At 72.6% G+C, this 23,301-nt stretch carries 22 protein-coding genes; 14 read left to right on the forward strand and 8 right to left on the reverse strand.

Annotated elements, in window-relative coordinates; all coding sequences use genetic code 11:
* Positions 1-34: 34 nt before the first annotated feature.
* The 13 genes from A7B18_RS14875 to A7B18_RS14935 all read left to right on the forward strand — a co-directional run bounded on the left by A7B18_RS14875 (position 35) and on the right by A7B18_RS14935 (position 14,555).
* Positions 35-886 carry an SDR family oxidoreductase gene (locus tag A7B18_RS14875; protein ID WP_102127513.1) on the forward strand — a complete coding sequence of 284 codons (852 nt, stop codon included), beginning with the start codon at positions 35-37 and terminating at the stop codon, positions 884-886.
* The gene (locus A7B18_RS14880) at positions 886-1,902 is read left to right on the forward strand and encodes an aldo/keto reductase (protein ID WP_102127483.1); all 1,017 of its coding nucleotides are present in this window, start codon (positions 886-888) and stop codon (positions 1,900-1,902) included. Before A7B18_RS14875 ends, A7B18_RS14880 begins: the two co-directional genes overlap by 1 nt.
* A gap of 286 nt (positions 1,903-2,188) precedes the next feature.
* Positions 2,189-3,283, forward strand: coding sequence for a sugar ABC transporter substrate-binding protein (locus tag A7B18_RS14885; RefSeq protein ID WP_102127484.1), 1,095 nt, complete (start codon positions 2,189-2,191; stop codon positions 3,281-3,283).
* A gap of 404 nt (positions 3,284-3,687) precedes the next feature.
* Positions 3,688-4,767 (forward strand): ABC transporter permease, encoded by a 1,080-nt coding sequence (locus tag A7B18_RS14890; protein ID WP_102127485.1) that lies wholly within the window; start codon positions 3,688-3,690, stop codon positions 4,765-4,767.
* Entirely contained in the window at positions 4,767-6,266 is a 1,500-nt protein-coding gene (locus A7B18_RS14895; protein WP_102127486.1) for a sugar ABC transporter ATP-binding protein, read from the forward strand. Before A7B18_RS14890 ends, A7B18_RS14895 begins: the two co-directional genes overlap by 1 nt.
* On the forward strand, positions 6,263-7,273 hold the full coding sequence (locus tag A7B18_RS14900) for an ABC transporter permease (RefSeq protein WP_102127487.1): 1,011 nt from the start codon (positions 6,263-6,265) through the stop codon (positions 7,271-7,273). The genes A7B18_RS14895 and A7B18_RS14900 overlap by 4 nt, the downstream gene beginning before the upstream one ends.
* On the forward strand, positions 7,270-8,697 hold the full coding sequence (locus tag A7B18_RS14905) for a D-apionate lactonase family protein (RefSeq protein ID WP_102127488.1): 1,428 nt from the start codon (positions 7,270-7,272) through the stop codon (positions 8,695-8,697). The genes A7B18_RS14900 and A7B18_RS14905 overlap by 4 nt, the downstream gene beginning before the upstream one ends.
* The gene (locus A7B18_RS14910) at positions 8,690-9,760 is read left to right on the forward strand and encodes a Gfo/Idh/MocA family protein (RefSeq protein ID WP_102127489.1); all 1,071 of its coding nucleotides are present in this window, start codon (positions 8,690-8,692) and stop codon (positions 9,758-9,760) included. Before A7B18_RS14905 ends, A7B18_RS14910 begins: the two co-directional genes overlap by 8 nt.
* Positions 9,757-10,563 (forward strand): sugar phosphate isomerase/epimerase family protein, encoded by an 807-nt coding sequence (locus A7B18_RS14915; protein WP_102127490.1) that lies wholly within the window; start codon positions 9,757-9,759, stop codon positions 10,561-10,563. The genes A7B18_RS14910 and A7B18_RS14915 overlap by 4 nt, the downstream gene beginning before the upstream one ends.
* The gene (locus A7B18_RS14920) at positions 10,560-12,233 is read left to right on the forward strand and encodes a ribulokinase (RefSeq protein WP_102127491.1); all 1,674 of its coding nucleotides are present in this window, start codon (positions 10,560-10,562) and stop codon (positions 12,231-12,233) included. The genes A7B18_RS14915 and A7B18_RS14920 overlap by 4 nt, the downstream gene beginning before the upstream one ends.
* Positions 12,230-12,985: an L-ribulose-5-phosphate 4-epimerase AraD gene (gene araD / locus A7B18_RS14925; RefSeq protein ID WP_102127492.1), complete on the forward strand. Its 756-nt coding sequence runs from the start codon at positions 12,230-12,232 to the stop codon at positions 12,983-12,985. The genes A7B18_RS14920 and araD overlap by 4 nt, the downstream gene beginning before the upstream one ends.
* On the forward strand, positions 12,982-13,878 hold the full coding sequence (locus A7B18_RS14930; RefSeq protein ID WP_102127493.1) for a phosphogluconate dehydrogenase C-terminal domain-containing protein: 897 nt from the start codon (positions 12,982-12,984) through the stop codon (positions 13,876-13,878). Before araD ends, A7B18_RS14930 begins: the two co-directional genes overlap by 4 nt.
* 32 nt (positions 13,879-13,910) lie before the next feature.
* Positions 13,911-14,555, forward strand: coding sequence for a GntR family transcriptional regulator (locus A7B18_RS14935; RefSeq protein ID WP_102127494.1), 645 nt, complete (start codon positions 13,911-13,913; stop codon positions 14,553-14,555).
* On the opposite strand, the gene A7B18_RS14940 is transcribed toward A7B18_RS14935, so the two are convergent.
* The 8 genes from A7B18_RS14940 to A7B18_RS14975 all read right to left on the reverse strand — a co-directional run bounded on the left by A7B18_RS14940 (position 14,542) and on the right by A7B18_RS14975 (position 22,365).
* A complete protein-coding gene (locus A7B18_RS14940) occupies positions 14,542-14,955 on the reverse strand; it encodes a hypothetical protein (RefSeq protein WP_102127495.1) in 414 nt (137 codons plus the stop codon). The genes A7B18_RS14935 and A7B18_RS14940 overlap by 14 nt on opposite strands.
* A 26-nt stretch (positions 14,956-14,981) precedes the next feature.
* Positions 14,982-15,962: an acetylxylan esterase gene (locus A7B18_RS14945; protein WP_102127496.1), complete on the reverse strand. Its 981-nt coding sequence runs from the start codon at positions 15,960-15,962 to the stop codon at positions 14,982-14,984.
* 213 nt (positions 15,963-16,175) lie between these two features.
* On the reverse strand, positions 16,176-16,895 hold the full coding sequence (locus tag A7B18_RS14950) for an ankyrin repeat domain-containing protein (protein ID WP_245872903.1): 720 nt from the start codon (positions 16,893-16,895) through the stop codon (positions 16,176-16,178).
* Complete coding sequence (locus A7B18_RS14955; protein WP_102127497.1) at positions 16,856-17,362, reverse strand: GlcG/HbpS family heme-binding protein; 507 nt, start codon at positions 17,360-17,362, stop codon at positions 16,856-16,858. Before A7B18_RS14955 ends, A7B18_RS14950 begins: the two co-directional genes overlap by 40 nt.
* A 67-nt stretch (positions 17,363-17,429) precedes the next feature.
* The gene (locus A7B18_RS14960) at positions 17,430-18,074 is read right to left on the reverse strand and encodes a response regulator transcription factor (protein WP_102127498.1); all 645 of its coding nucleotides are present in this window, start codon (positions 18,072-18,074) and stop codon (positions 17,430-17,432) included.
* The gene (locus tag A7B18_RS14965; protein WP_102127499.1) at positions 18,067-19,956 is read right to left on the reverse strand and encodes a sensor histidine kinase; all 1,890 of its coding nucleotides are present in this window, start codon (positions 19,954-19,956) and stop codon (positions 18,067-18,069) included. Before A7B18_RS14965 ends, A7B18_RS14960 begins: the two co-directional genes overlap by 8 nt.
* Positions 19,957-20,030: 74 nt before the next feature.
* Positions 20,031-20,948: a haloalkane dehalogenase gene (locus A7B18_RS14970; RefSeq protein WP_102127500.1), complete on the reverse strand. Its 918-nt coding sequence runs from the start codon at positions 20,946-20,948 to the stop codon at positions 20,031-20,033.
* Positions 20,941-22,365 (reverse strand): MFS transporter, encoded by a 1,425-nt coding sequence (locus tag A7B18_RS14975; RefSeq protein ID WP_180970182.1) that lies wholly within the window; start codon positions 22,363-22,365, stop codon positions 20,941-20,943. The genes A7B18_RS14970 and A7B18_RS14975 overlap by 8 nt, the downstream gene beginning before the upstream one ends.
* Positions 22,366-22,454: 89 nt before the next feature.
* Between A7B18_RS14975 and A7B18_RS14980 the strand changes: the two genes are divergently transcribed.
* Positions 22,455-23,141 carry an ArsR/SmtB family transcription factor gene (locus tag A7B18_RS14980; RefSeq protein ID WP_102127502.1) on the forward strand — a complete coding sequence of 229 codons (687 nt, stop codon included), beginning with the start codon at positions 22,455-22,457 and terminating at the stop codon, positions 23,139-23,141.
* Positions 23,142-23,301: the final 160 nt, after the last annotated feature.

Here is a 23,301-nt window from a genome sequence, read left to right on the forward strand (position 1 = left end):
CGGCTACGTCCTGCGCACACCCAAGGAGCACGACATGCAAGGCAAAACAGTGTTGATCACGGGCGCGACCGGCGGCATCGGCCAGGCTACCGCGCGGGCCCTCGCGCGCCAGGGGGCCCGGGTGGTGATCGTCGGGCGCGACGCTCGGAAGGCGCAGGCCGTCACCGGGGAATTGCGCGACCAGACGGGCAACGCGGACGTGGACTTTTTGATCGCGGACCTCTCCAGCCTCGCGTCGGTGCGCCTGCTCGCGCGGGACTTCAGGGCGAACCATCCTCACCTGCACGTCCTGATCAACAACGCGGGCGGCGTCAACCAGACGCGGCAGGTCACGCCGGACGGTTATGAGCTGACCTTCGCGGTCAACCACCTCGCGCCCTTCGTGCTGACGCAGGAACTGCTGGGCACGTTGCGGGCCACGCCGGGCGCGCGGATCGTGAATGTCAGCTCCAGCGCGCAGGCACAGGGGCACATCGACTTCGGCGACCTGATGGGCGAGCGGCGCTATTCGCCCATGCGGGCGTACTACCAGTCCAAGCTCGCCAACGTGCTGTTCACCTACGAACTCGCGCGGCGGCTGGCGGGTTCCGGGGTCACGGCCAACGCCCTGCACCCCGGCGTGGTGAACTCGGGCTTCGGCGGGGACGCGCGCGGCGTGATGGGCCTGGCCATGCGGGCGATCAAGCGCTTCGGCAGCGTGACGCCGGGGGAGGGGGCGCGCACCTCCGTCTACCTCGCCTCGTCTCCCGAGGTGGAGGGCGTGACGGGCAAATATTTCGAGAAGGAGAAGGCCGTGGCCTCGGGCAAGGAGTCGTACGACGAGGAGGTCGCGCGCAGGTTGTGGGACGTGAGCGAGCGGCTCGCGCGCAAGGGGGTGGACGCGTGATGCGCTACAAGCTGCTGGGGCGCAGCGCCCTGCGCGTCTCCGAACTCGCGCTGGGCACCATGACCTTCGGCACGGCGTGGGGCTGGGGCGCGGACGTGGCCGAAAGCCGCCGCATCTTCGACGCCTACGCGGAGGCGGGCGGCAACTTCATCGACACCGCCAACCGCTACACGGAGGGGGAGAGCGAGCGCTTCGTGGGCGAGTTTCTCCGGGAAGACCGCGAGCGTTTCGTGCTCGCCACCAAGTACACCCTGTTCACGCGCCGGGGTGATCCCAACGCCAGCGGCAACCACCGCAAGAACCTCGTGCAGGCCCTCGACGCTTCGCTCAAACGGCTGGGCACCGACTACATCGACCTGTACTGGCTGCACGCCTGGGACTTCACCACCCCCGTGGAGGAGGTCATGCGGGCGCTCGACGATCAGGTGCGGGCCGGGAAGATCCTGCACGTCGGCGTCTCCGACACGCCCGCGTGGGTCGTCGCGCGCGCCAACACGCTTGCCGAGGAGCGCGGCTGGACCCCCTTCACGGCCCTGCAAGTCGAGTACAGCCTCATCGAGCGCACCGTCGAGCGCGACCTGTTGCCTATGAGCCGCGCGCTCGGCCTCGCGGTGACGCCGTGGGCCCCGCTGGCGGGCGGCGCGCTGACGGGCAAGTACACCAGGGGCGAGGGGCAGGGGCGCCTCAAGCCCGGCCAGGCCCGCCTCTCGGAGCGCAACCTCGCCGTCGCGCGGGAGGTGGACGCGGTGGCCGACGAACTGGGCCGCCCGTCGGCGCACGTCGCGCTCGCCTGGGTGCGCGCTCAACCCGGGACCCTCGTGCCCATCGTGGGCGCCACCACGGGCGCGCAGCTTGAGGAAAACCTCGCCGCCCTCGACCTCACGCTCTCGCCCGCGCACCTCGCGCGCCTGAACGAGGTCAGCCGGATCGACCTCGGCTTCCCGCATCACTTCCTGGACAGCCCCGGCGTGCTGGACGTGGTGTTCGGGGGCCTGCACGACCGGATCGACCGCTGAGAGGAGGACGCCCCCATCGGTGGGAGTGATGCGGGGAGGCTGCTCCCAGCCGCACAGGGAAGGCGCTTCACAAGAGCGGATCAGCAGGAGAGCCGGGGCGTCTGCTGGCGATCTGGAAGGGTGGGAGCGGGCGGACCGGAGCCCCGGGCTGCGGCTTCGCCGTGCCTTGACATCTCACTGAGATGCCAGTACGGTAGACGAGCAACATAACCCGGTTCCACGCTTTGTGACGTGCCTATTCCGTCGCCCGACTGGCCCCCCGGGGCCACGCGGCGCAGGGGGTTTTATGCGGCAGGGCGTTCGTCGTTCGGTTCGGTCGGCCTCCCGTCTCGCGTGCGTGCCGCTCACGGTGGCGCTCGCCGCGTTCGGGTTCTCGGGGGTGGAGCGGGCGGGGGCGCAGCAGACCCCGAATCCCACGGCCCAGCCCGCCCGGCAGCAGACCACCGCGGTGCCGGGGGCACGCGGCAAGCGGGTCTGCTTCGCGTACCAGGACCTGGAGACCGAGTTCTGGGTGGCGGGGCATACCTCGATCCTGCGCTCGGCGCAGACCCAGGGCGTGCAGGTGATCGAGCGCAACGCCAACGAGGACGCCAACCGCCAGCTCGAACAGGTCCGCGACTGCATCTCGCAGCGGGTGGACGGCATCATCATCATCCCGCAGGACGGGGCGAGCGCCGTGACCATCGCGCAGGCGGCCAACCGCGCGGGCATCCCCATCGGCATCTTCAACCGCCCGCCCGCCAACAACAACGCCCGGGCGATCACCGTCGTGGCCGACAACTACGCGATCTCGGTCGCGGCGATGGAGCACATGGCGAGTCAGGCGCAGCGGCTGGGGCGGCAGGTCAAGCCCCTCATCCTGGTGGGCGACCTCGGCGACCCCAACGCCGTCGAGCGCAAGCGCGGCTTCGACGCGGTGATCGCCAAGTACCCGAACGTCTTTTCCCGGCCCATCGAGGTCGCTACCCGCTGGGACGCCGCGACCGCCCTCGCCGGGCTGCAAAACGCGATGCAGGCGAACCCGGACGTGGGGCTGATCTTCACCTCGTCGGACTTCATGTACCCGCAGATTCGCGCGGTGCTGCAACCGCTCGGGAAGTGGCAGCCCATCGGCAACCCCAACCACATCATCTTGGGCGGGGTGGACGGCGACTCGACCGCCTGCGGCCTGATGCGCCAGCGGTACGTGGACGCGACCGGCGTGCAGGACCTCTTCTTTGAGGCCGACGCCGTGCTCACCGCCGTGCTGCGCGCCGCCGTCGCCCGGACCCCGCAACCCAACCAGCGCATCAACGACCCCGGCTTCGCCCTCACCCAGGCGAACATCGGCACGATGGCGAACCGCATGTGGGGCTGCGTGGTCCCGCCGCCCCGCCGCTGAGCGTCGCCGCGCGCCCCGGCACGGTGGGGCGCGTTTTCCTCGGAGAGTTGAGGTGGGGAGGGCGTGGCATTTCCCCCTCTTCCCACAAACGCTTGATGTGAATTACGGATGGGCAGACGAGGCTTACAAAACCGTTTTCTTCGTCTGGCGTAAGGGCGAGCTTCGCCCGCCACCCCCCTCCCCAGCCCTCTCCTGCGGAGCTGTGCCAGTCCCCCGCAAGGGGAGAGGGAGCAAAAGGACAAGCCCAGCCGGCTTTCTTCTTCTTGCATATCAGGCGTCACAAGGGGAGAAGCAGAAAACAAGCTCGTGGTCATGGGAGGAACGCTCCTCTCACCGTGCCAACGGCCCGCGTCTATCCCGCGAAAGGTGGTCCCGCGCATGAACCGACAGCGGTCGGAGGTTCCATGAACGACTCCAGCGCCTCCTTGCCGAGTGCCGAATCCGGACGGACGGCGTGGTGGACGCGGCTGCTGCTGAGCGAATACTTCGTCCTGTACCTCACCCTCGCGTACTTCGTGGCGCTGCTGCCCTTCATTCCGGTGATGGGCACCCCCGGCAACCTGGAAAACGTCCTGTCGAACGTGTGGCCGCTCCTCGCCGTGGCGGTCGGGCAGACCTTCGTATTGATCGTGGCGGGGATCGACCTGTCGCAGACCGCGGTGATGAGCCTCACCTCGGTCGTGAGCGCGGCCTTCATGACGACGGCACTCCAGGCCGTGCAGTTCAGCAGCAGCCCGCTGTGGGGCTGGTTCCTGCGCGAGTCGGGGGGGCCGCTGGGGGGCACCGGGCTCGGGGTGGTCGTCGGCATCCTCGCCATGCTGCTCGCCGGGGCCTTGATCGGGCTGATCAACGGGCTCTCGATCACCCGGCTGCGGATGCCGCCCTTCATGGTCACGCTGGTGACGGTGACGTTCTTCGCGGCCTTCGCCCTGTGGCTCACGAAGTCGGAGAACATCATCAACCTGCCGGGCGCCTACACCGCCATCGGGACGGAGGGTTTCGGCGCCTTGTCGTACGCCCTGCTGATCTCGGGGGGGCTCGCGGTCCTCGCGCACCTGCTGCTGTCGCGCACGGTGCTGGGGCGGTGGCTGTACGCGACGGGCGCGAACGCGGTCACGGCGCGGGTTTCCGGCGTGCCCGTGGACCGGGTGGTCGTCTTCGCGTACGTCTTCAGCGGGGTGTGCGCCGCCGTGGGCTCGCTGCTGTACTCCACCCGCCTCCAGATGGGCCGCCCGACCCTGGGCGCCGACCTCCTGCTCGACGTGATCGGCGCGACCGTGATCGGCGGGACGAGCCTCTTTGGCGGCAAGGGCAAGGTGCTGTGGACCTTTTTCGGGGTGCTGTTCTTCGTGCTGCTGAGCAACTCGCTCAACCTCCTCAACCTCAACTCGTACGCGGTGAGCATCGTCAAGGGGGCCGTCATCCTCCTCGCGGCGGGGCTCGACGTGGCGAGGACGCGCCTGGCGCGGCGGGCGGGGGCGTGATGGCGTTCCTGGAGATGCGGGACATCTCCAAGAGCTTCTTCGGCGTGCCCGTGTTGCGGGGGGTGAACCTCTCGCTCAACTCCGGCGGGGCGCTGGGGCTCATCGGTGAGAACGGGGCGGGCAAGAGCACCCTGATGAACATCCTGGGCGGGGTGGTGCCGCAGGACGCGGGCACGATGACGCTGGGCGGGGAGCCCTACGCGCCGCGCGGGCCGAACGAGGCCGCCGCCCGTGGGGTGGCCTTCATTCACCAGGAACTCAACCTCTTCCCGAACCTGACGGTCGCGGAGAACCTGTTCGTGGGCGGCTTTCCGCGGGACCGCCTGGGCTTCATCCGGGGACGCGAGATGCGGGCGAAGGCCCGGGAACTGCTGGCCGCCGTCAACCTCGACGTGTCGCCCGACCTCACGGTGGAGCGGTTGTCACCGGGCGAGCGGCAGCTCGTGGAGATCGCCTCGGCCCTGGGCACGGACGCCCGGCTGCTGATTTTCGACGAGCCCACGACCTCCCTCACGAACCGGGAGACCGACCGGCTGTTCGCCCTCATCGGGCGCCTACGCGGCGAGGGGCGCGGGGTGATCTACATCTCGCACATCCTGGGGGACGTGCGCGAGCTCTGCGACTCCCTGCTCGTGCTGCGGGATGGGGCGGTCGTGGCGGGCGGGCCGATGGGTGACTTCACCGTCCCCCGGATGATCTCGGCGATGGTGGGCCGCTCGCTCGACCAGCTTTACCCGCCGCGGGAGGCGGCCCCCGGGTCGGAGGTCGTGTTGCGGGCGCGGAGCGTCTCTCAGCGCGGGGTCGTGGAGGACGTGTCGCTCGACGTGCGGGCCGGGGAGGTCGTGGGCCTCTTCGGGCTGATGGGCGCCGGGCGCAGCGAACTCGCGCGCATCCTCTTCGGGCTCGACGGGTTCGAGCGCGGCGAGATCGAGATCGCGGGCGAGGTGCAGAGGAAACACACCCCGGAGGCGCGGGTGCGCGCGGGGATGGCCTTCGTGACCGAGAATCGGCGCGAGGAAGGCCTGTTGATGGACCACCCGGTCCTCGACAACCTCGGGCTGGCGAGCCTGCGGCGGTTTGCGACGGGGGGCTCGCTGCGACCGGCGCACCTCGGGCGGGAGGCGCGGGGGGTGGCGAACGCGCTGCGGCTGCGGGCGGGGCGGCTGGAGGCGCAGCCTGTCCGCAGCCTGTCGGGCGGCAACCAGCAGAAGACGGTCGTGGGGAAGTGGCTGCTGAACGAGCCGCGCGTCTTCATCCTCGACGAGCCGACCCGCGGGGTGGACGTGGGCGCCAAATACGAGATTTACACCCTCGTCAACGACCTCGCCGCGAAAGGAGCGGGCATCCTGATGATCTCGTCGGAGCTGGAGGAGTTGCTGGGCATGTGTGACCGCGTGCTCGTCATGGCGAACGGCGAGGTGCGGGCCGAGTTCGCCCGTTCCGAGTTCGACCGCACCCGCATCCTGGCGAGCGCCTTCCGCGAGGGGGTGGGCGCGTGACGACGACCCGATCTGCCCCCACGGTGAACCGGGCGAACGTGCGGCTGTGGCTGCTCCGGAACGCGCCCCTCTTGCTGTTCGTCCTCACCTTCCTGATCTTCGGGCTGCTCTCGGACCGCTTCCTGCAATACGCCAACCTCGAAAACATCGTCAAGCAGGCGTCCTACATCGGCATCGTCGCGGTCGGGATGACCTTCGTGATCCTGACGGGTGGGATCGACCTCAGCGTGGGCTCGCTGATGTACCTCTCGGCGGCCTTCGCGGGGACCTTCCTGCTGGGCGGGAGTCTGCCGATCCCGCTCGCCGTCGTGCTGCTGCTCGTCTTCGGGATGGCGGCGGGGCTGGTGAACGCGCTGGCGATCACGCGGCTGCGGATCGTGCCCTTCATCGTGACGCTGGCGACCCTCGCCATCTTCAAGGGGGTGGGGCTGACCGTCACCCAGTCGCGCGCCGTGAACTTCCCGCCGGAGATCCTCGCGGTCGGCACCACGCGCCTGCTCGGCGTGCCGACGCCCATCGTGATCTTCGGGCTCGTCGTCCTGATCGCCTGGGTCGTGCTGAACCGGACGCCGTTCGGGCGCCACGTCTACGCGGTCGGCGCGGACCCCGAGGCAGCGAAGAAGGCGGGGATCAACGTGGACCGGGTGCTGCTCACGGTGTACATCATCTCGGGGATGTGCGCGGCGCTGGGCGGGCTCGTCCTCGTCGGGCAGTTCGGGATCGTGAACGCGGGCTTCGGGGAGGGGGACGAGTTCGACGCCATCGCGGCGGTCGTGCTGGGCGGCGCGAGCCTCTTCGGCGGGCGCGGCACGGTTTTTCCGGGGACGGTCCTGGGGGCGGTCCTCGTGCAGATGGTGACGGCGGGGCTGATCTTCACGCAGGTGGACATCTACCTCCAGCCCCTCGTGTTCGCGGCGATCATCTACCTCGCGGTCCTCACCGACAGCCAACGCACGCTGCTCCTGACGCGCCTCACCCGGCGGAACATCCGGCAGGTGCGGTCGTGACCCTTCCCCTGCGCGCCGGGCGGCTCGACCTCACCTTCGAGCCCGCGACGGGCGGGGTGCGCTGGGTCCGCTTCGGGGGCGTGGAGGTGCTGCGCGGCATCTACGGGGCGGTGCGGGACAGCCGCTGGAACACCGTCCCGGCCAGGGTGGAGGTGCGCGAGGTGCGGGCCGGGGACGAGGTATTTCGCGTGACGTTCGACGCTCGCTATGAGCGCGGCGACGTGCGTTACACCTGGCGTGGGACCATCGAGGGGCGGGATGGCGTCCTCACGTACGCTTTCGACGGGGAGGCGGGGAGCGACTTCCTGAAGAACCGGATCGGGTTATGCGTGCTCCACCCGCTCTCTGACACGGTCGGCCAGCCCTGCGAGGTCGTGCACACGGACGGGCGGGTGGAGGAACAGGCTTTCCCCGAACTCGTGAGCCCGCACCAGCCGTTCTTCGACGTGCGCGAACTCCGGCACACGAGTGCCCACGGCCTGCGCGTCGCCGTCTCCTTCGAGGGCGAGACCTTCGAGACGGAGGACCAGCGCAATTGGAGCGACGCTTCCTTCAAAACGTACTCGACGCCCCTTGCCGATCCCTTTCCGGTGCTCATGCGCGCAGGACAGAGGACACGGCATGTCGTCACCCTGCGCGTGTCAGGGGAGGTGAGGCCGGTTCCAGCAGAGGCGCCGCCGACTGCGCCCGTCCGCCCCCGCCTCGGGGTGGCCCTCGACCCTTCCGACCTCACACCCGCGCGGCTCGAACGCCTGCGCTCGTTGGGACTCGACCACCTGCGGCTCGACGTGCGCTTCGAGGATGGCTGGCGGGAGCGGCTGAGGGAGGCGGCGGGCGTGGGTGTTCCTCTAGAGGCAGCACTGTTCGTGCGGAGCCTGGATGACCTGCGGACGTTTGCGGAAGCGGCCCAGGACCTCCAGCTCGTCCGCGTGTTGCCCTTCGAGGTGGGGTCTCCAACGACAAGCGCGTCCCTGGTGCGCGAGGCCCGCTCGGTCTTCGGCCCCTCCGTCGCCATCGCGTCCGGCTCAAATGTGTACTTCGCCGAACTCAACCGGGCGCGGCCCACGGACGAGGCAGACACGCTCGTCTTCCCGCTCAACCCCGGCGTGCACGCCTCCGACGCGGCCTCCTCCTTCGAGACCTTCGAGGCGCACGCGGCGATGCTGCACACCGCGCGAGCGTTCGCGCCAGGCCGGGGGATCGTCGTGTCGCCGGTCACGCTCGACCCCTTCGATCCCAGCCAGGTTGCCGAGGTTCACCCGTCGTCCGAGGCGGCGGGCGCATGGGTGCGCGGCGCCTTCGCCAGCCTCGCGGCGGCGGGGGCGGAGGCCGTCACCTTCTTCGAGCCGGGGAGGGAGACGGACGCGGCGTTCGCGGCCCTGCGGGAGTTGTCGCGCGGGCGGGAGGCGGTGGGGCATGGCTGACTCCCCGCGCGCCGCCCTGATCGGCTGCGGCTTCTTCGCGCGCAACCATGCCCACGCGTGGCGTGACCTCGGCGTGGACCTCGCCGCCGTGTGCGACACAGACGCGGGGAAGGCGCGGGCGTTCGCGGAGACGTTCGGCGGCACCCCGTACTCAGATGTCGAGACGTTGCTGCGCTCCGAGAGGCTCGACTTCGTGGACGTCGCCACCGGGGCCGCCTCGCACCGGGCGCTGGTGGAAACCGCCGCGCGGCATGGCCTGCCCGTCATCTGTCAGAAGCCGCTTGCCCTGAACCTCGAAGACGCCCGGGCGATGGTGGGCGCGTGCCGGGAAGCGGGCGTGGCCTTCATGGTGCATGAAAACTTCCGCTGGCAGACCCCGATGCGCGCGGCGAAGGCGGCGAGCGAGCGTCTTGGACGCCTGCACTTCGGGCGGATCGTGTACCGCACGCCCTATGACGTGTACCGCGACCAGCCGTACCTCCTCACCGACGAACGCTTCGTCCTTACCGACGTCGGGGTGCACGCCCTCGACCTCGCGCGCTTTTTCCTCGGCGAGGTGGCGTGGGTGGCGGCGCACACGGGCCGGGTCCACCCCCGGGTGCGCGGCGAGGACACCGCGACCGTCCTGCTGGGCCTCGCGTCGGGCGGCTCGGGCGTGGTGGAACTCAGTTACGGGGCGAAGACGGAACGTGACCTCTTCCCGCAGACCCTCGTGTACCTGGAGGGCGAGCGCGGCACCGTGACCCTGGGCGCCGACTACGAGGTGACGGTCGTTCTCGACGAGCGGGAGGGCTTTCACAGCGGCCTCGAACAGGTAAGCGTGGAACGCCTGCGCGCCGCCCCGCCCCCGAGACCGTGGACGGCACCGCCCCTCGACGTGGTGCAAGACAGCGTGTTGAACATCCAGCGGCACTGGCTCGACTGCCTGCGGGAGGGGCGCGCGCCGGAGACGAGCGGTGAGGACAACCTCGGCACTCTGGAGGCCGTGTTCGCCGCGTATGACGCCGCCGAGCGTGGGACAGTCGTGCACCTCGCTCCCCGCCCCGAGGAGGCCCGGGCATGAAGGTCGGCGTCTCCTCCTACACCTGGCCGTATCACGTCGCGCACGGGCGATTGACCCCCTTCGACGTGCTGCGGCGGGCGCGCGATCTGGGCGTCGGCGCCGTGCAGTACGCGGACAACCTCTCGCTGCTGGGACTGACAACCCATGAACTCGACCGCCTGACCGGAGAGGCGCGGGAGGCCGGGCTCGCTTTGGAGGTCGGCGCACGCGGCCTCGACCCTGCCCTTCTGCGCGCGCACCTCGACCTGGCCCGGCGGGTCGGCTCGCCCTTCGTCCGGGTGGTGATCGACACGCCCGGGGACGAACCGACGCCCGACGAAGTCATCCAGCGCCTCCTCCCCCTGCGCGCCGAGTTCGAGACGGCGGGCGTGCGGCTGGGCTTCGAGAACCACGACCGCTTCCGGGCACGGGTCCTTGCTGGGATGGTCGAGCGGCTGGGCGAGTGGACCGGAATCGTCCTCGACACGTCGAACTCGCTGGGGGCGGGCGAGGGGACGCTGGAGGTCGCGCACCTTCTCGCGCCGCACGTCCTCAACCTCCACGCGAAGGAGTACGTGGCGCGGCGGGTGGACAACGGCCTGGGGGTCCACGTCCACGGCGCCCCGGCGGGCGAGGGCGTGATGCGGCTGCCCGAGGTGCTGGGGGAACTGCGGGCACACGGGCGGGACGTGAACGTGATCCTGGAGGCGTGGACGCTGCCCCAGGCGACGCTTGAAGAAACCCTCGCGCTGGAAGAGGACTGGGCCGGGCGCGGCGTGGCCTACTTGCGCGGGGTGCTGGAACGGCAGGAGGTGAACGTATGAACGTTGTTCCCGGCTTTGCGGTGGGCCTCGACTTCGGCACGGGCAGCGTGCGTGCCCTCGTCGTGCGGCTCTCGGACGGGGCGGAGGTGGGTACGGGGGTCGCGCCGTACGCGCACGGGGAGGGCGGCGTGATCCTGAGCGCCCACGACCCGCACTTCGCCCGCCAGCACCCGGCGGACTACCTGGAGGGGGCCGCCACGGCGACGGCGGGGGCGCTCGCCGCCGCGCGGGACGCCGACCCGGGCTTCTCGCCCGACCTCGTGCGCGGCCTGGGGGTGGACACGACGGGCAGCACGCCCCTCCCGGTGGACGCGGCGGGCGCGGCGCTTGCGCTGGGCCCCGCCTTCGCCGACCACCCGGCGGCCCTCGCGTGGTTGTGGAAGGACCACACGTCCGCCCGGGAGGCGGAGCGCGTGACCCACCTCGCCCGCGACCTCGCGCCCCAGGCCCTCGCGGGGGTGGGCGGCGTGTACAGCTCCGAGTGGTACTGGGCCAAGCTCCTGCGCTGCGCCGAGACGGCCCCCGGGGTGATGGCGGCGGCCCACGACTGGGTGGAGATCGCCGACTGGCTTCCGGCCACCTTTGCGGGCCGGGAGGCCGAGGGACCGCGCGGCATCTGCGCCAGCGGCCACAAGCTGATGTACCACCCCGAGCGGGGCTGGCCGCCCCGGGCCTTGCTCGCCGCGCTGCACCCCGAGCTGGAGCGGATCGGCGAGCGGCTGCGCACGCGCGAGGTGCTGGACGGGGCGCGGGCCGTGGGCACGCTCACCCCGGAGTGGGCTTCCCGGCTCGGCCTGCCGCCCGGCGCCGCGGTGGCGACCGGCGCCTTCGACGCGCACCTGGGCGCGGTGGGGGCGGGGGTGCGGGAGGGCACGCTCGTGAAGGTGATGGGCACCTCGACCTGCGACCTGATGGTGGCGCGGCCCGCGGCGGACTTTCCCCACATCCCGGGGCTGTGCGGGGTCGTGCCGGGCTCGGTCTTGCCGGGGCTGCTCGGGCTGGAGGCGGGGCAGTCGGCGGTGGGGGACCTCTTCGCGTGGTGGTCGCGGGTGTGCGGGGCGGACCTCCCGGCCCTGGAGCGGGAGGCCGCGGCCCTCGCCCCGGGCGAGAGCGGTCTCCTGGCCCTGGACTGGAACAACGGCAACCGCACGGTGCTCGTGGACACGCGCCTGAGCGGCCTGCTGCTGGGCCAGACCCTCCAGACGCGGCCCCACGAGGTGTACCGCGCCCTGGTGGAGGCGACCGCCTTCGGGGCGCGGGTCATCGTGGAGCGCCTGGAGGAGTACGGGGTGGCGGTGGAGCGCGTCGTCGCGGCGGGCGGCATCGCGGAGCGCAGCCCCCTGGTCATGCAGACCTACGCGGACGTGCTGGGGCGGCCCGTGTTCGTGTCCAGATCGTCGCAAACCTCGGCCCTGGGCGCGGCGGTCGCGGCGGCGGTGGCGGCGGGGGCGTACCCCACCTTCGAGGCCGCCCAGGACGCGATGTGCGGCGTGCGGGGGGCTCCGTACCGCCCCTCCCCGGGGGCCGCGCGGGTTTACGACGACCTGTACGGCCTCTACCGCGAGCTGCACGACGCCTTCGGGCGCCCGGACGCGCCGACCCCCAACCTCGCGCACGTCATGAAGCGCCTGCTGGGCGTGCAGGGCCGGGCGAGGGCGGTGAGCGCGTGACCTTTGACGCGCTGCGCGAGCAGGCCTGCGAGGCGAACCTCGCCCTCGTGGGCCACGGGCTCGTCCTGCTGACCTGGGGCAACGCCTCCGCGTTCGACCCGGAGAGCGGCGTGATGGCGATCAAGCCCAGCGGGGTGCCGTACGCGGACCTCACCCCGCGCGAGATGGTGCTCGTGGAGGTCGGAAGCGGGCGGGTGCTGGACGGTGCGGGGCGCCCCTCGTCCGACACCGACACGCACCGGGGGCTGTACGCGGCCTTCGGGGGCGTGCGGGGGGTCGTGCACACCCACTCGACCTACGCGACCGCGTGGGCACAGTCGGGGCTCGACCTGCCGTGCCTGGGCACCACCCACGCCGACGACTTTCGCGGCCCCGTGCCCTGCACCCGGCCCCTGTCGGCGGCGGAGATCGGCGCGCCGGAGGGCTACGAGCACGCGACGGGCGCGGCCATCGTGCGCGAGTTCCGCGAGCGCGGCCTGGACCCGCTCGGCGTGCCGGGGGTGCTCGTGCACGGGCACGCGCCCTTCACCTGGGGAGAGAGCGCGGGGGGGGCCGTCCACGCGGCGGTCGTCCTCGAACGGGTGGCGCAGCTCGCCCTGCTCGCGCGGCTGCTCGCGCCGAACGCGCCGCCCCTCGCGGGGGCGCTGCTCGACCGCCACCACTCCCGCAAACACGGGCCGAACGCCTCGTACGGCCAACCCGGCTCCGCTCCCCAGTCGGGCGGACAGGACCGGAAAGGAAAGGTGCCATGACACAGGAACACGCGGGGCAGGAGCACGCCGGGCAGGAGGTCCGGCAGACGGTCGCCATCCTCGGCGCCGCGGGCCACATGGGCACGCGCATCTCGCGCACGCTCGCCCGCCACCCCGAGTACGCCCTGCTCTTCGTGGAGGCGGACGGGGCGGGTGAGGAGCGGCTGCGGGCGCGCGGGGACACGCCCACCGCCCCCGCGGACGCGCTGGCGCGGGCCGACGTCGTGGTGCTCGCCGTGCCCGACCGGCTGATCCGGGCGGTCGCGCACGAGGCGGTGCCCCGGGTGCGCCCCGGCACCCTGATCGTCACCCTCGACCCCGCCGCCCCCTACGCGGGCCACCTCCCGGAGCGGGCGGACGTCTCGTACTTCGTGACCCACCCCGCCCATCCCCCGGTGTTCAACGACGAGGTGGGCGAGGCCCGGCGCGACTTCTTCGGGAGCGGCCTCGCCAAGCAGGCCATCGTGAGCGCGCTGATGCAGGGCCCAGAGGAGGACTACGCCCGCGGGGAGGCGGTCTCGGGGGCGATGTTCGGCCCGATCCTCAGGTCGCACCGGGTCACGGTCGAGCAGATGGCGATCCTGGAACCCGCGATGAGCGAGACGGTGGTCGCCACCCTCGCCACCGCGATGCGCGAGGCGATGGACGAGGCGATTCGCATGGGGGTGCCGCCCGAGGCGGCGCGCGACTTCATCCTCGGGCACATCAACATCCCGCTCGCCATCGTGTTCGGGGAGATCGAGTGGGACTTCTCGGCGGGGGCGAAGGCGGCCATCGAGCAGGCCCGGCACGACATCTTCCGGCCCGACTGGAAAGAGCGCGTCTTCGACCTCGCCGCCATCCGGCGCAGCATTGCTAGGATCACGGGCGAGGTGGGGGGCGTCACGACCTGACCCCCCCGGGCCCGGCAGGAGGAGACCGAGGGGTGAGGGAAGAACGGGTGCTGCTCAAGGACCAGGCGTACGAGCGCCTCAAGGAACTGGTGCTCAGCGAGGCGCTGCCGCCCGGCGGCTTCCTCTCCGAGCGCCAGCTCGCCGCCCGGCTCGGCATGAGCAAGACCCCCGTCAAGGCAGGCCTGGAGCGCCTCGCCCACGAGGGCTTCCTCACGATCTCGCCCCAGCAGGGCGTCGTCGTGCGGGAGATTCCGGCCCGCGAGATCGTGGACCTCTTCGATATCCGCATCGCCCTGGAGACCTTTACCGTGCAGCGCCTGGCAGGAAGGCTCACCCCCGAGCAGGCCGCCCGGCTCGGGGCCAACGTGGACGCCCAGCGGGGGGCCATTCCCCAGGGCGACGTGCGCCTGAGCACCGCGCTCGACGAGGAGTTTCACCTGCTGCTCTCCGAGTTCCTGGGCAACCAGGAGGTGCTGCGGGTGATGCTGAGCCTGCGAGACCGCCTCACCCGCGTGATCTCCTGGGTGTTCCGGCGCGCGCCGAACCGCTTCGAGGCGAGCTTTCAAGACCACGAGCGCATCCTGAGCGCGGTGCTCGCCGGGGACGCCGACCTGGCGAGCGAGCGCGTGCGCGAGCATCTGGAGTTCGGCAAGGTGTTCCTCGTCACCCTGCGCTGAGCTCTAGCCGGGCCGGGCCGTGACCCGCCGCTGGGGGGAGTCTGCGGCGGTCGCGCACGGCGGACCACGGGGCGCTCACCGTGGCGCCCGGCAGGGAGGTGCGCACGTTGATCCGGTCGCCCGGGAGGGTGAGCAGGTTGCCGCCGAACTCGGACGTGAGCCACCGATTCTCCAGGGTCAGGCCGTCCGCCGAGAGGAGGCTCTGATTGGACCTGAAGATGCCCAGGAAACCGGCGTAATCCGCACGCGGCACGACGAGGGAGGCGTTCACCGCGTCACGCTCCACGCTCCCTTGCGCGGCGTCCACAGTGGGCCGGTCAGGGTCTTGCCGGCGCGCGGCGCGCGTGACGGTGAAGTCGAACGCCCGGTCGTACAGGGCGCGGAGGGAGCCGACCTGCACGGCGGGCGTGCCCGCCCGGGGGTCGTTCAGGCGGGCGGCGGGCCCAGGATGCCGCTCAGGAACGCGAGGCGCGCGCCGGCCTGGGCGCTCTCACCGCCCTCGTGCCCGGCGAAGGGCCACACCTGCATCCGGGCCTCTCCCCCGTAGTGGTTGTAGGCCGCGTACACCGTGCTCGGCGGGCAGGTCTGGTCGTGCAGCCCCACCGAGAAGAGCGCGGGGGCCGTGGCCCGGGGGGCGAAGTTCACCCCGTCGAAGTAGCTCAGCGTCTGGAAGACCTGCTCCACCCGCTCGCGGTGCGCCCGGCAGTAGCGCGCGACCTCCACGTAGGGCACGGCGTCCGTGATCTGCACCGCCCGGCGGTGGTGGCACAGGAAGGGCACGTCGGCGAGCAGGGCCCGAACGTCCGGCACCAGGGCCGCGACCGCCAGCGCCAGCCCGCCCCCCTGGCTGATCCCCGCCACCGCGACCCGGCCCGGCTCCACCGCCGGGTGGGCGCGCGCCGCCTCCACCGCCCGCACCGCGTCGGTGATCAGGCGGCGGTAGTAGGCGTGGGCGGGATCGAGGACGCCCTGGGTCAGGAACCCCGGGTGGTGGGGGTCGCCGCGGCCTCCCGGGTCGGGCGTGTCGCCGTGGCGCCAGGTGCCGCCCTGGCCGCGGGTGTCCATCACGAGGTGCGCGTACCCGGCGCAGGCGTACAGCAGCCAGTCCCAGGGGTAGCCCCGGCCTCCCCCGTAGCCGACGAACTCCACCACGCAGGGCAGCGGACCAAGGCGGCGGGCGGGCAGCACCAGCCAGCCCTTGATCGGCTGTCCCCCGAACCCCGCGAAGGTCACGTCCCGCACCTCCAGGGTGACGAGGGGGGTCTGGACGGGAGTGAAGACCGGGTTCAGGGGAAAGCTGCGCGCCTCCTCCAGGGTCGCCTGCCAGAAGCGGTCGAAGTCCCCGGGCTCCTCGCGCGGCGGGCGGTAGCGTTCCAGCTCATCCAGGGGCAGGTCGAACGCGGCCATGCCCGCACCCTACCCGAGAATCGGCCCGCCGCCGAAGTCGGCGCCGACCGTGTGGAGCGCTCCGGGGCGGCCAGCCTCACAGCGGGACCCCCGTCACCTGAGGGGCCACCCTTTCGGTGATGGGAGCGAGAGAAGCGGCTGACCGGGAAAGACGGCGGCCTGCGTGGAGGTGAAGGGGTGCTTCCCTCCCCAGGGCACAACGGAACACCGCGGTCAGTTCTGGCGGCCCGGGGTGAGGAGCCGGACCATCCCCGCGTACCCCCGCCTCTTCGCGTGCTCCAGGGGCGTCACGCCGTCCCGGTCGGCGATCCCCGTGTCGGCGCCCGCCGCGAGCAGCAGCCGGACGATCTCGGTGTGACGCGGGCCTCCGTCACCGAGGATCACCGCCTCCAGCAGCGCCGTCCAGCCCAGGTTGTTCACGTGGTCGACGTCGACCCCCGTCTTGAGAAGTTCGCGCACGTACTCGACGTGGCCGCGGTCCGCCGCCGGAATGAGGGCCGTGCCGCCGAAGCGGTTCGTGCGTGTGAGGTCCGGCCCCGCCCGCAGCACCTCCCGCAGCATCGCCACGCTGCCCGTCTCGCCGGTGACGAGCAGGGCGTTGTTCCGTACCTGGTCCTGGGGGTCGGGGTCGGCCCCGGCGTCTACGAGGAGGCGGGCCACCGCCACGTGGTCCCCCAGCGCGGCGGCGGTCAGGGCGGTGCGGCCATCGGGGCGGCGGGCATCCGGAGACGCGCCGCGGGCCAGCAGGGTGCGGACTGCCGCCACGTCCCCGCGCCCGGCGGCCTCGATCAGCTCGGCGTTCAGGGTCACTCGGCTCACCTGGGAGGAAGGCGCGGGCGCCCCACCCGCCCCCCCCGCGGGGAGGGCGAGCAGGGCGGCCAGCAGCAGGAACTTCACCGGCTCAGCACCGTCGTCACGGCGTCCGTGGCGCACTTCTCGTCGATGGTGCCGCTGGGGGCGCCGCCCACGCCCACCGCGCCGACCACCGCGTTGTTCACGCGGATGGGCGCCCCGCCCGCCAGCACGAGGAAGCGGTCGATGCGGGCGAGTTCGGCGGAGGCGGGGTTGTTGCGGATGTTCTCGGCGATGGCCGAGGTCGCGTTGCGCGCCGACGCGCTGGTGTACGCCTTGCGGTAGGAGGCGTCCACCGTGTGCGGCCCGGCGTTCTCGGCGCGGGCGACGGCGAGCGTCACGCCCGCCCGGTCCACCACCGTCGCCGTGACGTTGTAGCCCCCCTGGGCGCAGTTCTGCACGGCGAGCTGGGCGATGCGGACAGCGGCGGACGTGCTCAGGCTGGCCTGCGTCACGGTCGGCGTGGTGGCGAGCTGGGCAGGCTGGGCCGTCTGGGCGAGGGCGGCGGGCAGGCTCAGGGCGAGCAGGATCGGCAGGATTCGCTTCATGCGCCCACTCTGGCGCGGGGGCGGGGGGCGGCACCATTCGCGTTCCTCCCGGGCGGCCTCCGTAGTTCTACGGACCCTCGCCCACGCTGGTGAGGTACACCCGGACGAGCTGCGCCAGGGAGTCCACCCCGAGCTTCTCGAACACGCTGGCGCGGTGGGTCTCGACCGTGCGGGCCGAGATGCCCAGCGCCCGGGCCGCCTGCTTGTTGCTCGCGCCCTCCACGATCAGGCGCAGCACCTCGCGCTCACGCGCCGTGAGCCCCGCGACGGCCCCCCGCGCCTCCCGGGTGGCGGCGAGCCGTTCCCGGCGGGCGAGATGGGTGCGGACCCCCAGCCCAATCGCCTCCAGCAGCGCCAGTTCGTCCACCGGCTTGGTGAGGAACTCCACCGCCCCCGCCTTGAAGGCCCGGCGGCACACGTCGATGTCCCCGTGCCCGGTGATCACGACCACCGGCAGGTCCACGCCCTCCCGGGTGAGCTGCTCCTGAAGCTGGAGCCCGCTCACGTGGGGCATCCGCACGTCGAGGATCAGGCAGCCGACCGCCTCCCGGTCGAACTCGGCCAGGAAGGCGCGCGGGTCGGGGTAGTCGCGCACGCCGAGCCCCACCGTGCCGATCAAGGTGGCGAGGGCGTCCCGCACCGCGTCGTCGTCGTCCACCAGGAACACGGTGGGCTCGGTGGCGGGGGGCCGGGTGGGGGAGGGGTCAGGCACGAACGCCCCCCGCCACGGCGAGCGGCAGGGTTACGGTGAAGACCGCGCCGCCCCCCGGCCCGTTCTCCCCCCGCAGGTCGCCGCCCATCCCCTGCACGAGCGTCTGGGACAGCGACAGGCCCAGCCCCAGCCCGTCCGGCTTGGTGGTGGTGAAGGGGGTGAAGAGACGCTCGCGCACCGCCTCCGTCAGGCCGGGCCCGGTGTCCCGCACCTCGACCCACACGTCCTCCCCCCGGCGGCGGGCCTCCACCCGGACCTCGGCTCCCGGCCCCCCCCGCGCGGCCTCGACCGCGTTGCGCACGAGGTTGAGGAGCACCTGTTCCAGATGCACCGGGTCGCCCCGCACGATCAGGGGAGCCGTGCCCGGACGCACGTCCAGCGTCACCCCCGCGAGGTCGGTGCCCAGGGCGGTGAGGGCGGCGACGTTTTCGAGAACCTGGTTCACGTCCACCCGGCGGGGCTGGGCCGGGGCCCGTTTCACCAGGGCGCGCAGGTGGGAGATGATGCCCGCCGCCCGCTTGGCCTGGGTGACGGTGGCCTCGACCGACCGATGCACCCGCGCCTCGTCGCGCTCCGGGTCGGCGAGCATCCGCAGGGCGGCCTGCCCGTGGCTCACGATGGCGGTCAGGGGCTGGTTGAGTTCGTGCGCGAGGCCCGCGCTCATCTCGCCCAGGGTGGAGAGGCGGGTGACGTGGGCGAGGGTCTGCTCGTGCTCGCGCCGCCGCCGCTCGCTCGCCTCCAGCGCCGCGACGACCCGGGCCCGGGCGGGCCCCACGTCGCGCAGCACGAGGACCCACCCGGCCCCCTCGCCGTCCTCGCCGCGCACCGGGGCCAGCGCTCCCTCGACCAATCGTGCGCCCTCCCCGGTCACGAGGGTGATCCCCTCGGGCAGCTCGGCGGGCGCAGGCTGATTCCAGAAGGCGTCCGGCTCGAAGGGCCGCTGCCCCTGGGTGGCCCGGAAGTGCGCCACCTCGCGCAGGTCGCGCCCCTCCGCGAGCGCGTCGCCCAGCAGGGCGCGGGCGGCGGGATTGGCGAGGCGGACCCGGTGCCCGGCGTCGGTGACCACCAGCGCCTCGCTGACGGCGTGGAAGGCGCTCCGGGCGCGCGCCCGCTCCGCCTGGAGGGCCCGCTCGGCCTCCCGGGCGGCGGCGCGGTCGCGCTCGCGCCCCTCGACGAGGCGCACCCATCCTCCGGCGGCCAGCGCGGCGAGGAGGGCGAACGCCGCCACGCCTCCCAGCGGCAGCTCGGCCCAGCGCAGCGGGTGTTCGCCCTCGAAGACGAGGGGTTGCCCCCCGTCGCCGAGCACCTTGCGTACCCGCAACACCGGCAGCAGGCCGTCCGCCGGGCGGGCCGGGTCGCCCACAGCCTGCTCGACCAGAGTCGCCCCGTCCCCCGGGCGGCGCAGCCGGAACGCCGAGGTCAGGTCCGTGAAATCCTCCGCCCGGAACAGGCGCCGGGCATCCACCCACACGCGCATGTCCGCGCGCGTGAGGGCGTAGAGCGCGGGGGCCGCCGGGTGCCAGCGCAACCCCGCCGGGTCGGGGGCGAGCGGGCCCGCGGGAAGCGCCGCGCCGCTCGGGCCGAGGTCCACGCACTCCGGGCGGCAGCGCTGCACCCCCACGATCTGCGGGTACTGCGCCCGCATCGCCCCGGCGTACTCGTGCAGGGCCGCGCCCCGCACCCCCGCGCGGGTGAGGGCGGTCAGGCTGGCGAGCACGGCTTCTTGCTGCTCGCTGCGCTGCGAGAGCACCCGGTGCAGGATGCGCGCGCCCGTCTCGAAGCGCGCCTGCGCCCCCCGCGCCGACGTGACGAGCCACGCGGCGCCCACGAGGAGCGTCACGAGGCCCCACACGAGGAATGCGGCGCGGCGGGGCGGGATCATGCCCCCATGATGGGTGCCCGCCGCGGGGAGGTGTCAAGCCGCCCGCCTGGCGGGTCGCCCGGGCGGGGCCCTCCTCAGCCCCCTCCCGGGGCGAGCCCGAACGCGTCCAGGGCGGCGCGGGCCACCTCGTCCCCGGCGTCCTCCTGCACGAAGTGCCCGGCGTGGGCGACCTCCAGCGGGGGCGGACAGCCGCGGATGGCCGAGCGCAACAGCCGCATGGGCCCCGCCCCCAGGATCGGGTCGCGCAGCCCCACCGCCATGAAGCTCTCGACGTGGAGCTGCACCCCCCACCAGTCCCGGGCCCGCCTTGAAACCTCGGCCCCCGGCGCGTCCGGGTGGGTGGGCACCAGCCGGGGAAAGGCCCGGACCCCCGCCTTGAAGCGGGCGTCCGGAAAGGGCGCCTCGTAGGCGAGCGCCTCCTCGTGAGAGACGCGCCCCGACGCGCGGCGCATCAGGGCGGCCACGTCCATGTTCGGGTGGGCGTTCGAGTACGCCCGCCAGGCATAGAAGGCGGCGTTCGGCCTCACGTCGCCCGTCGCCAGCGCCGTGTTCATGACGATCAACCGGGAGAAGCGCCCCGGCTCCTCCAGCGGCAGGGTCAGGCCCAGCAGCCCGCCCCAGTCCTGCACGACGAGGGTGATGTGACGGAGGTCGAGCCGCTGGATCAGGCGCAGGAGACTCTCCCGGTGAAAGTCGAAGGTATACACCCGGTCGTCGGCGGGCTTGTCCGACCGCCCGAAGCCGAGGAGGTCGGGGGCCACGACGCGGTGACCGGCGGAGGTGAGAACCGGGATCATCCGGCGGTAGAGGTAGCTCCACGTCGGCTGGCCGTGCAGGCACAGAAAAACGGTCTCGGCGTCCCGGGGGCCCTCGTCGAGGTGGTGCAGGCGCAGGCCCTCGTACCCGGGCAGGTCGTCCAGATAGTGCGGCGCGAAGGGGTAGCCGGGGAGGGCGCGAAAGGCATCGTCGGGCGTGCGCAAAACGTCAGTCATGGGCCTCCTGGCCCCCCAGGGGGGCGGGCGCGGGCCGCGGGGCGGGTGGGGCGGCGCGGGCGGCGAGGTGCGCGCGGGCCTCGGCGTGGTTGTCGCGGGTGATGGGGTAGCGCCACGCGAACACCAGGGCGAGGAGGTAGAGCAGGCAGGGGACCGGGCCCATCATCAGGGCGATGCCTCGCACCGTCTCCGGGCTCTGGGCGGCGCTCCCGGGTACGTAGCCCAGCAGGCTCGTCACGAGCGCGTTGGAGAACACCCCGAAGGACCCGGCGGCCTTGAGCGCGAAGAGCAGCAGGGCGTAGAGCAGGCCCTCGCGCCGCAGGCCGCTGCGCAGCTCGTCGAACTCCAGCACGTCGGGCAGCATCGCCCAGGGAAAGAGCGAGACCGACGCCAGCCCCAGCCCGTTGACGACGATGGTGCCGATCAGTAAGGGCGAGACCACCCCCCGCGGCACCGCGTACACGTACAGCAGGAGGCTCACGACCATCAGCCCCAGCCCCAGCATCACCCCCGCCCGCTTGCCGATCCGCGCCGAGAGCCACGCCCACCCCCCGAACCCCAGGATGGCGACCACGAACAGGCCGCCCAGCAGCGGGGCCTGAAGCGCCCCCGGCAGCCGCAGCACCGACTCCAGGAAGAAGGGCAGGATCGAATTGGTGATCGTCAGGGCCACCGTGACGAGCAGGAACAGGCCCAGCAGCGGTTTCAGGCCGAAGGTGCCCAGCAGCTCGCGCACCGCGCGCAGGGTCAGGGGCGGGGCCGCCTCCCCCCGGCGGGCGCGGACGGGCTCGCGCACCCCGAAGCCCGTGACGAGGAGGGCCGAACTCGCCGCCGCGGCGCAGAGCACGCCGACGACCAGCCAGCCGCCCGGCGGACTCGCCGCGAGGTCGCGCGCCCCCGTGAGCCCCAGGACGAGCAGCGGCGGCAACGCCACGCCGACGAGGGTGGCGAGCATCGAGAACGCGAGGCGGTAGGAGTTCAGGCTCGTGCGCTCGTCCGAGTCCCCCGTGAGTTCGGGCCCCAGCGCGAGGTAAGGGATGGTCGCCAGCGAGTACAGCACCGACAGCGCCATGAAACCCAGGGCGGCCAGCACGAAGCGGGCGGGCGTGCCCTCCACGTACGGCACGAGCCACAGCGCCGCGAACACGGTCCCGGCGGGCACGGCGAACACCCGGGTGAACCACAGCCGCCCCCGCCGCTCCCGCACCCGGTCGGAGAGCGCCCCGATGGCGGGGTCAAGCAAGGCGTCAAAGAGCCGCCCGGCGAGGAAGGCCAGCCCCGCGGGCAGCGGCGCCAGCCCGGCGATGTTCACGAGGTAATACAGCAGCCAGGTGTTGCCCACCACCCCGACGAGGTTGCCCCCGAAGTCGGCGGGGCCGTACAGCAGCTTGTCGCGGGGGCGCAGACGGGCAGTCACTCGGGACACCTCCGGGCGGGGGGGGCGAAACGCACGAACTCGACGGGTTGGGCGGTCCGGGGCCTCAGCGTAGGGGTAGAGTGCTTCAAATGGACCGCGCCGTTTTGAGCAATGGTGTCCTGCACGTGCGAGACCCCCAGGCCGCCCCCCGCGTGATGAGCGGCTGGGAGATGCGCTACCTCGCCCCTTTCCTGGGCCGCGAGGCGACGATGAGCCAGGCGGCGCGCGAACTCGGGGTGAGCGTGCAGCGCCTGCACTACCAGGTGAGGAAGCTCGAGGGCGAGGGCCTGCTGCGCGTCGCGCGGGTGGAGCGGCGCGGGAGGCGCGAGCTCAAGGTCTACCGGGCGGTCGCCGACCGCATCTTCATCCCCTTCGAACTGATGTCCCTGGAGAGCGTGGAGGCGGCGCTGGCGGCGGCGGACCAGCCGTGGCTCACGCTCTTCCTGCGCTCGCTGGCCCAGGTGTGGCGCGAGAACCCCGGCACCTGGGGCATGCGCCTGGAGCGCACGGCGTCCGGCCACGTCCGCGCCCACGTGGTGCCGGACCCCCACAGCGAGGGGGGGCTGGAAGAAGAACGTCTCCCCGCCCTCTTCCTGGGCGGCTGGGTGACGGACCTGCACCTCGACTTCGAGGACGCCCGGGCCCTGCGCCGCGACCTCGGCGAGGTGCTGGAGCGCTACCTCCAGCGCGGCGGCGCCGGGCGCTACCTCCTGCAACTGCGCCTCGCCCCGCTGCCGGGGGACGTGCCCGGCCTGCCGAACGTCACCATGCGCTGAGAAGCGCCTCACCGCTCACGGCTGAATTTCGCCGGGATGCGGGGAGGCCGGGAGGAACGTCGGCAGCCTCACTCCACGCCGCAGGACTCTTTCCCGTCGCGTGCCGGTCCCGTGGTCGCGGTCCACCCGAGTTTGGGACCGGCGCGACCCCGGGTGGGGT

This window comes from Deinococcus planocerae (assembly GCF_002869765.1).
In the GTDB taxonomy this organism is placed as follows: domain Bacteria; phylum Deinococcota; class Deinococci; order Deinococcales; family Deinococcaceae; genus Deinococcus; species Deinococcus planocerae.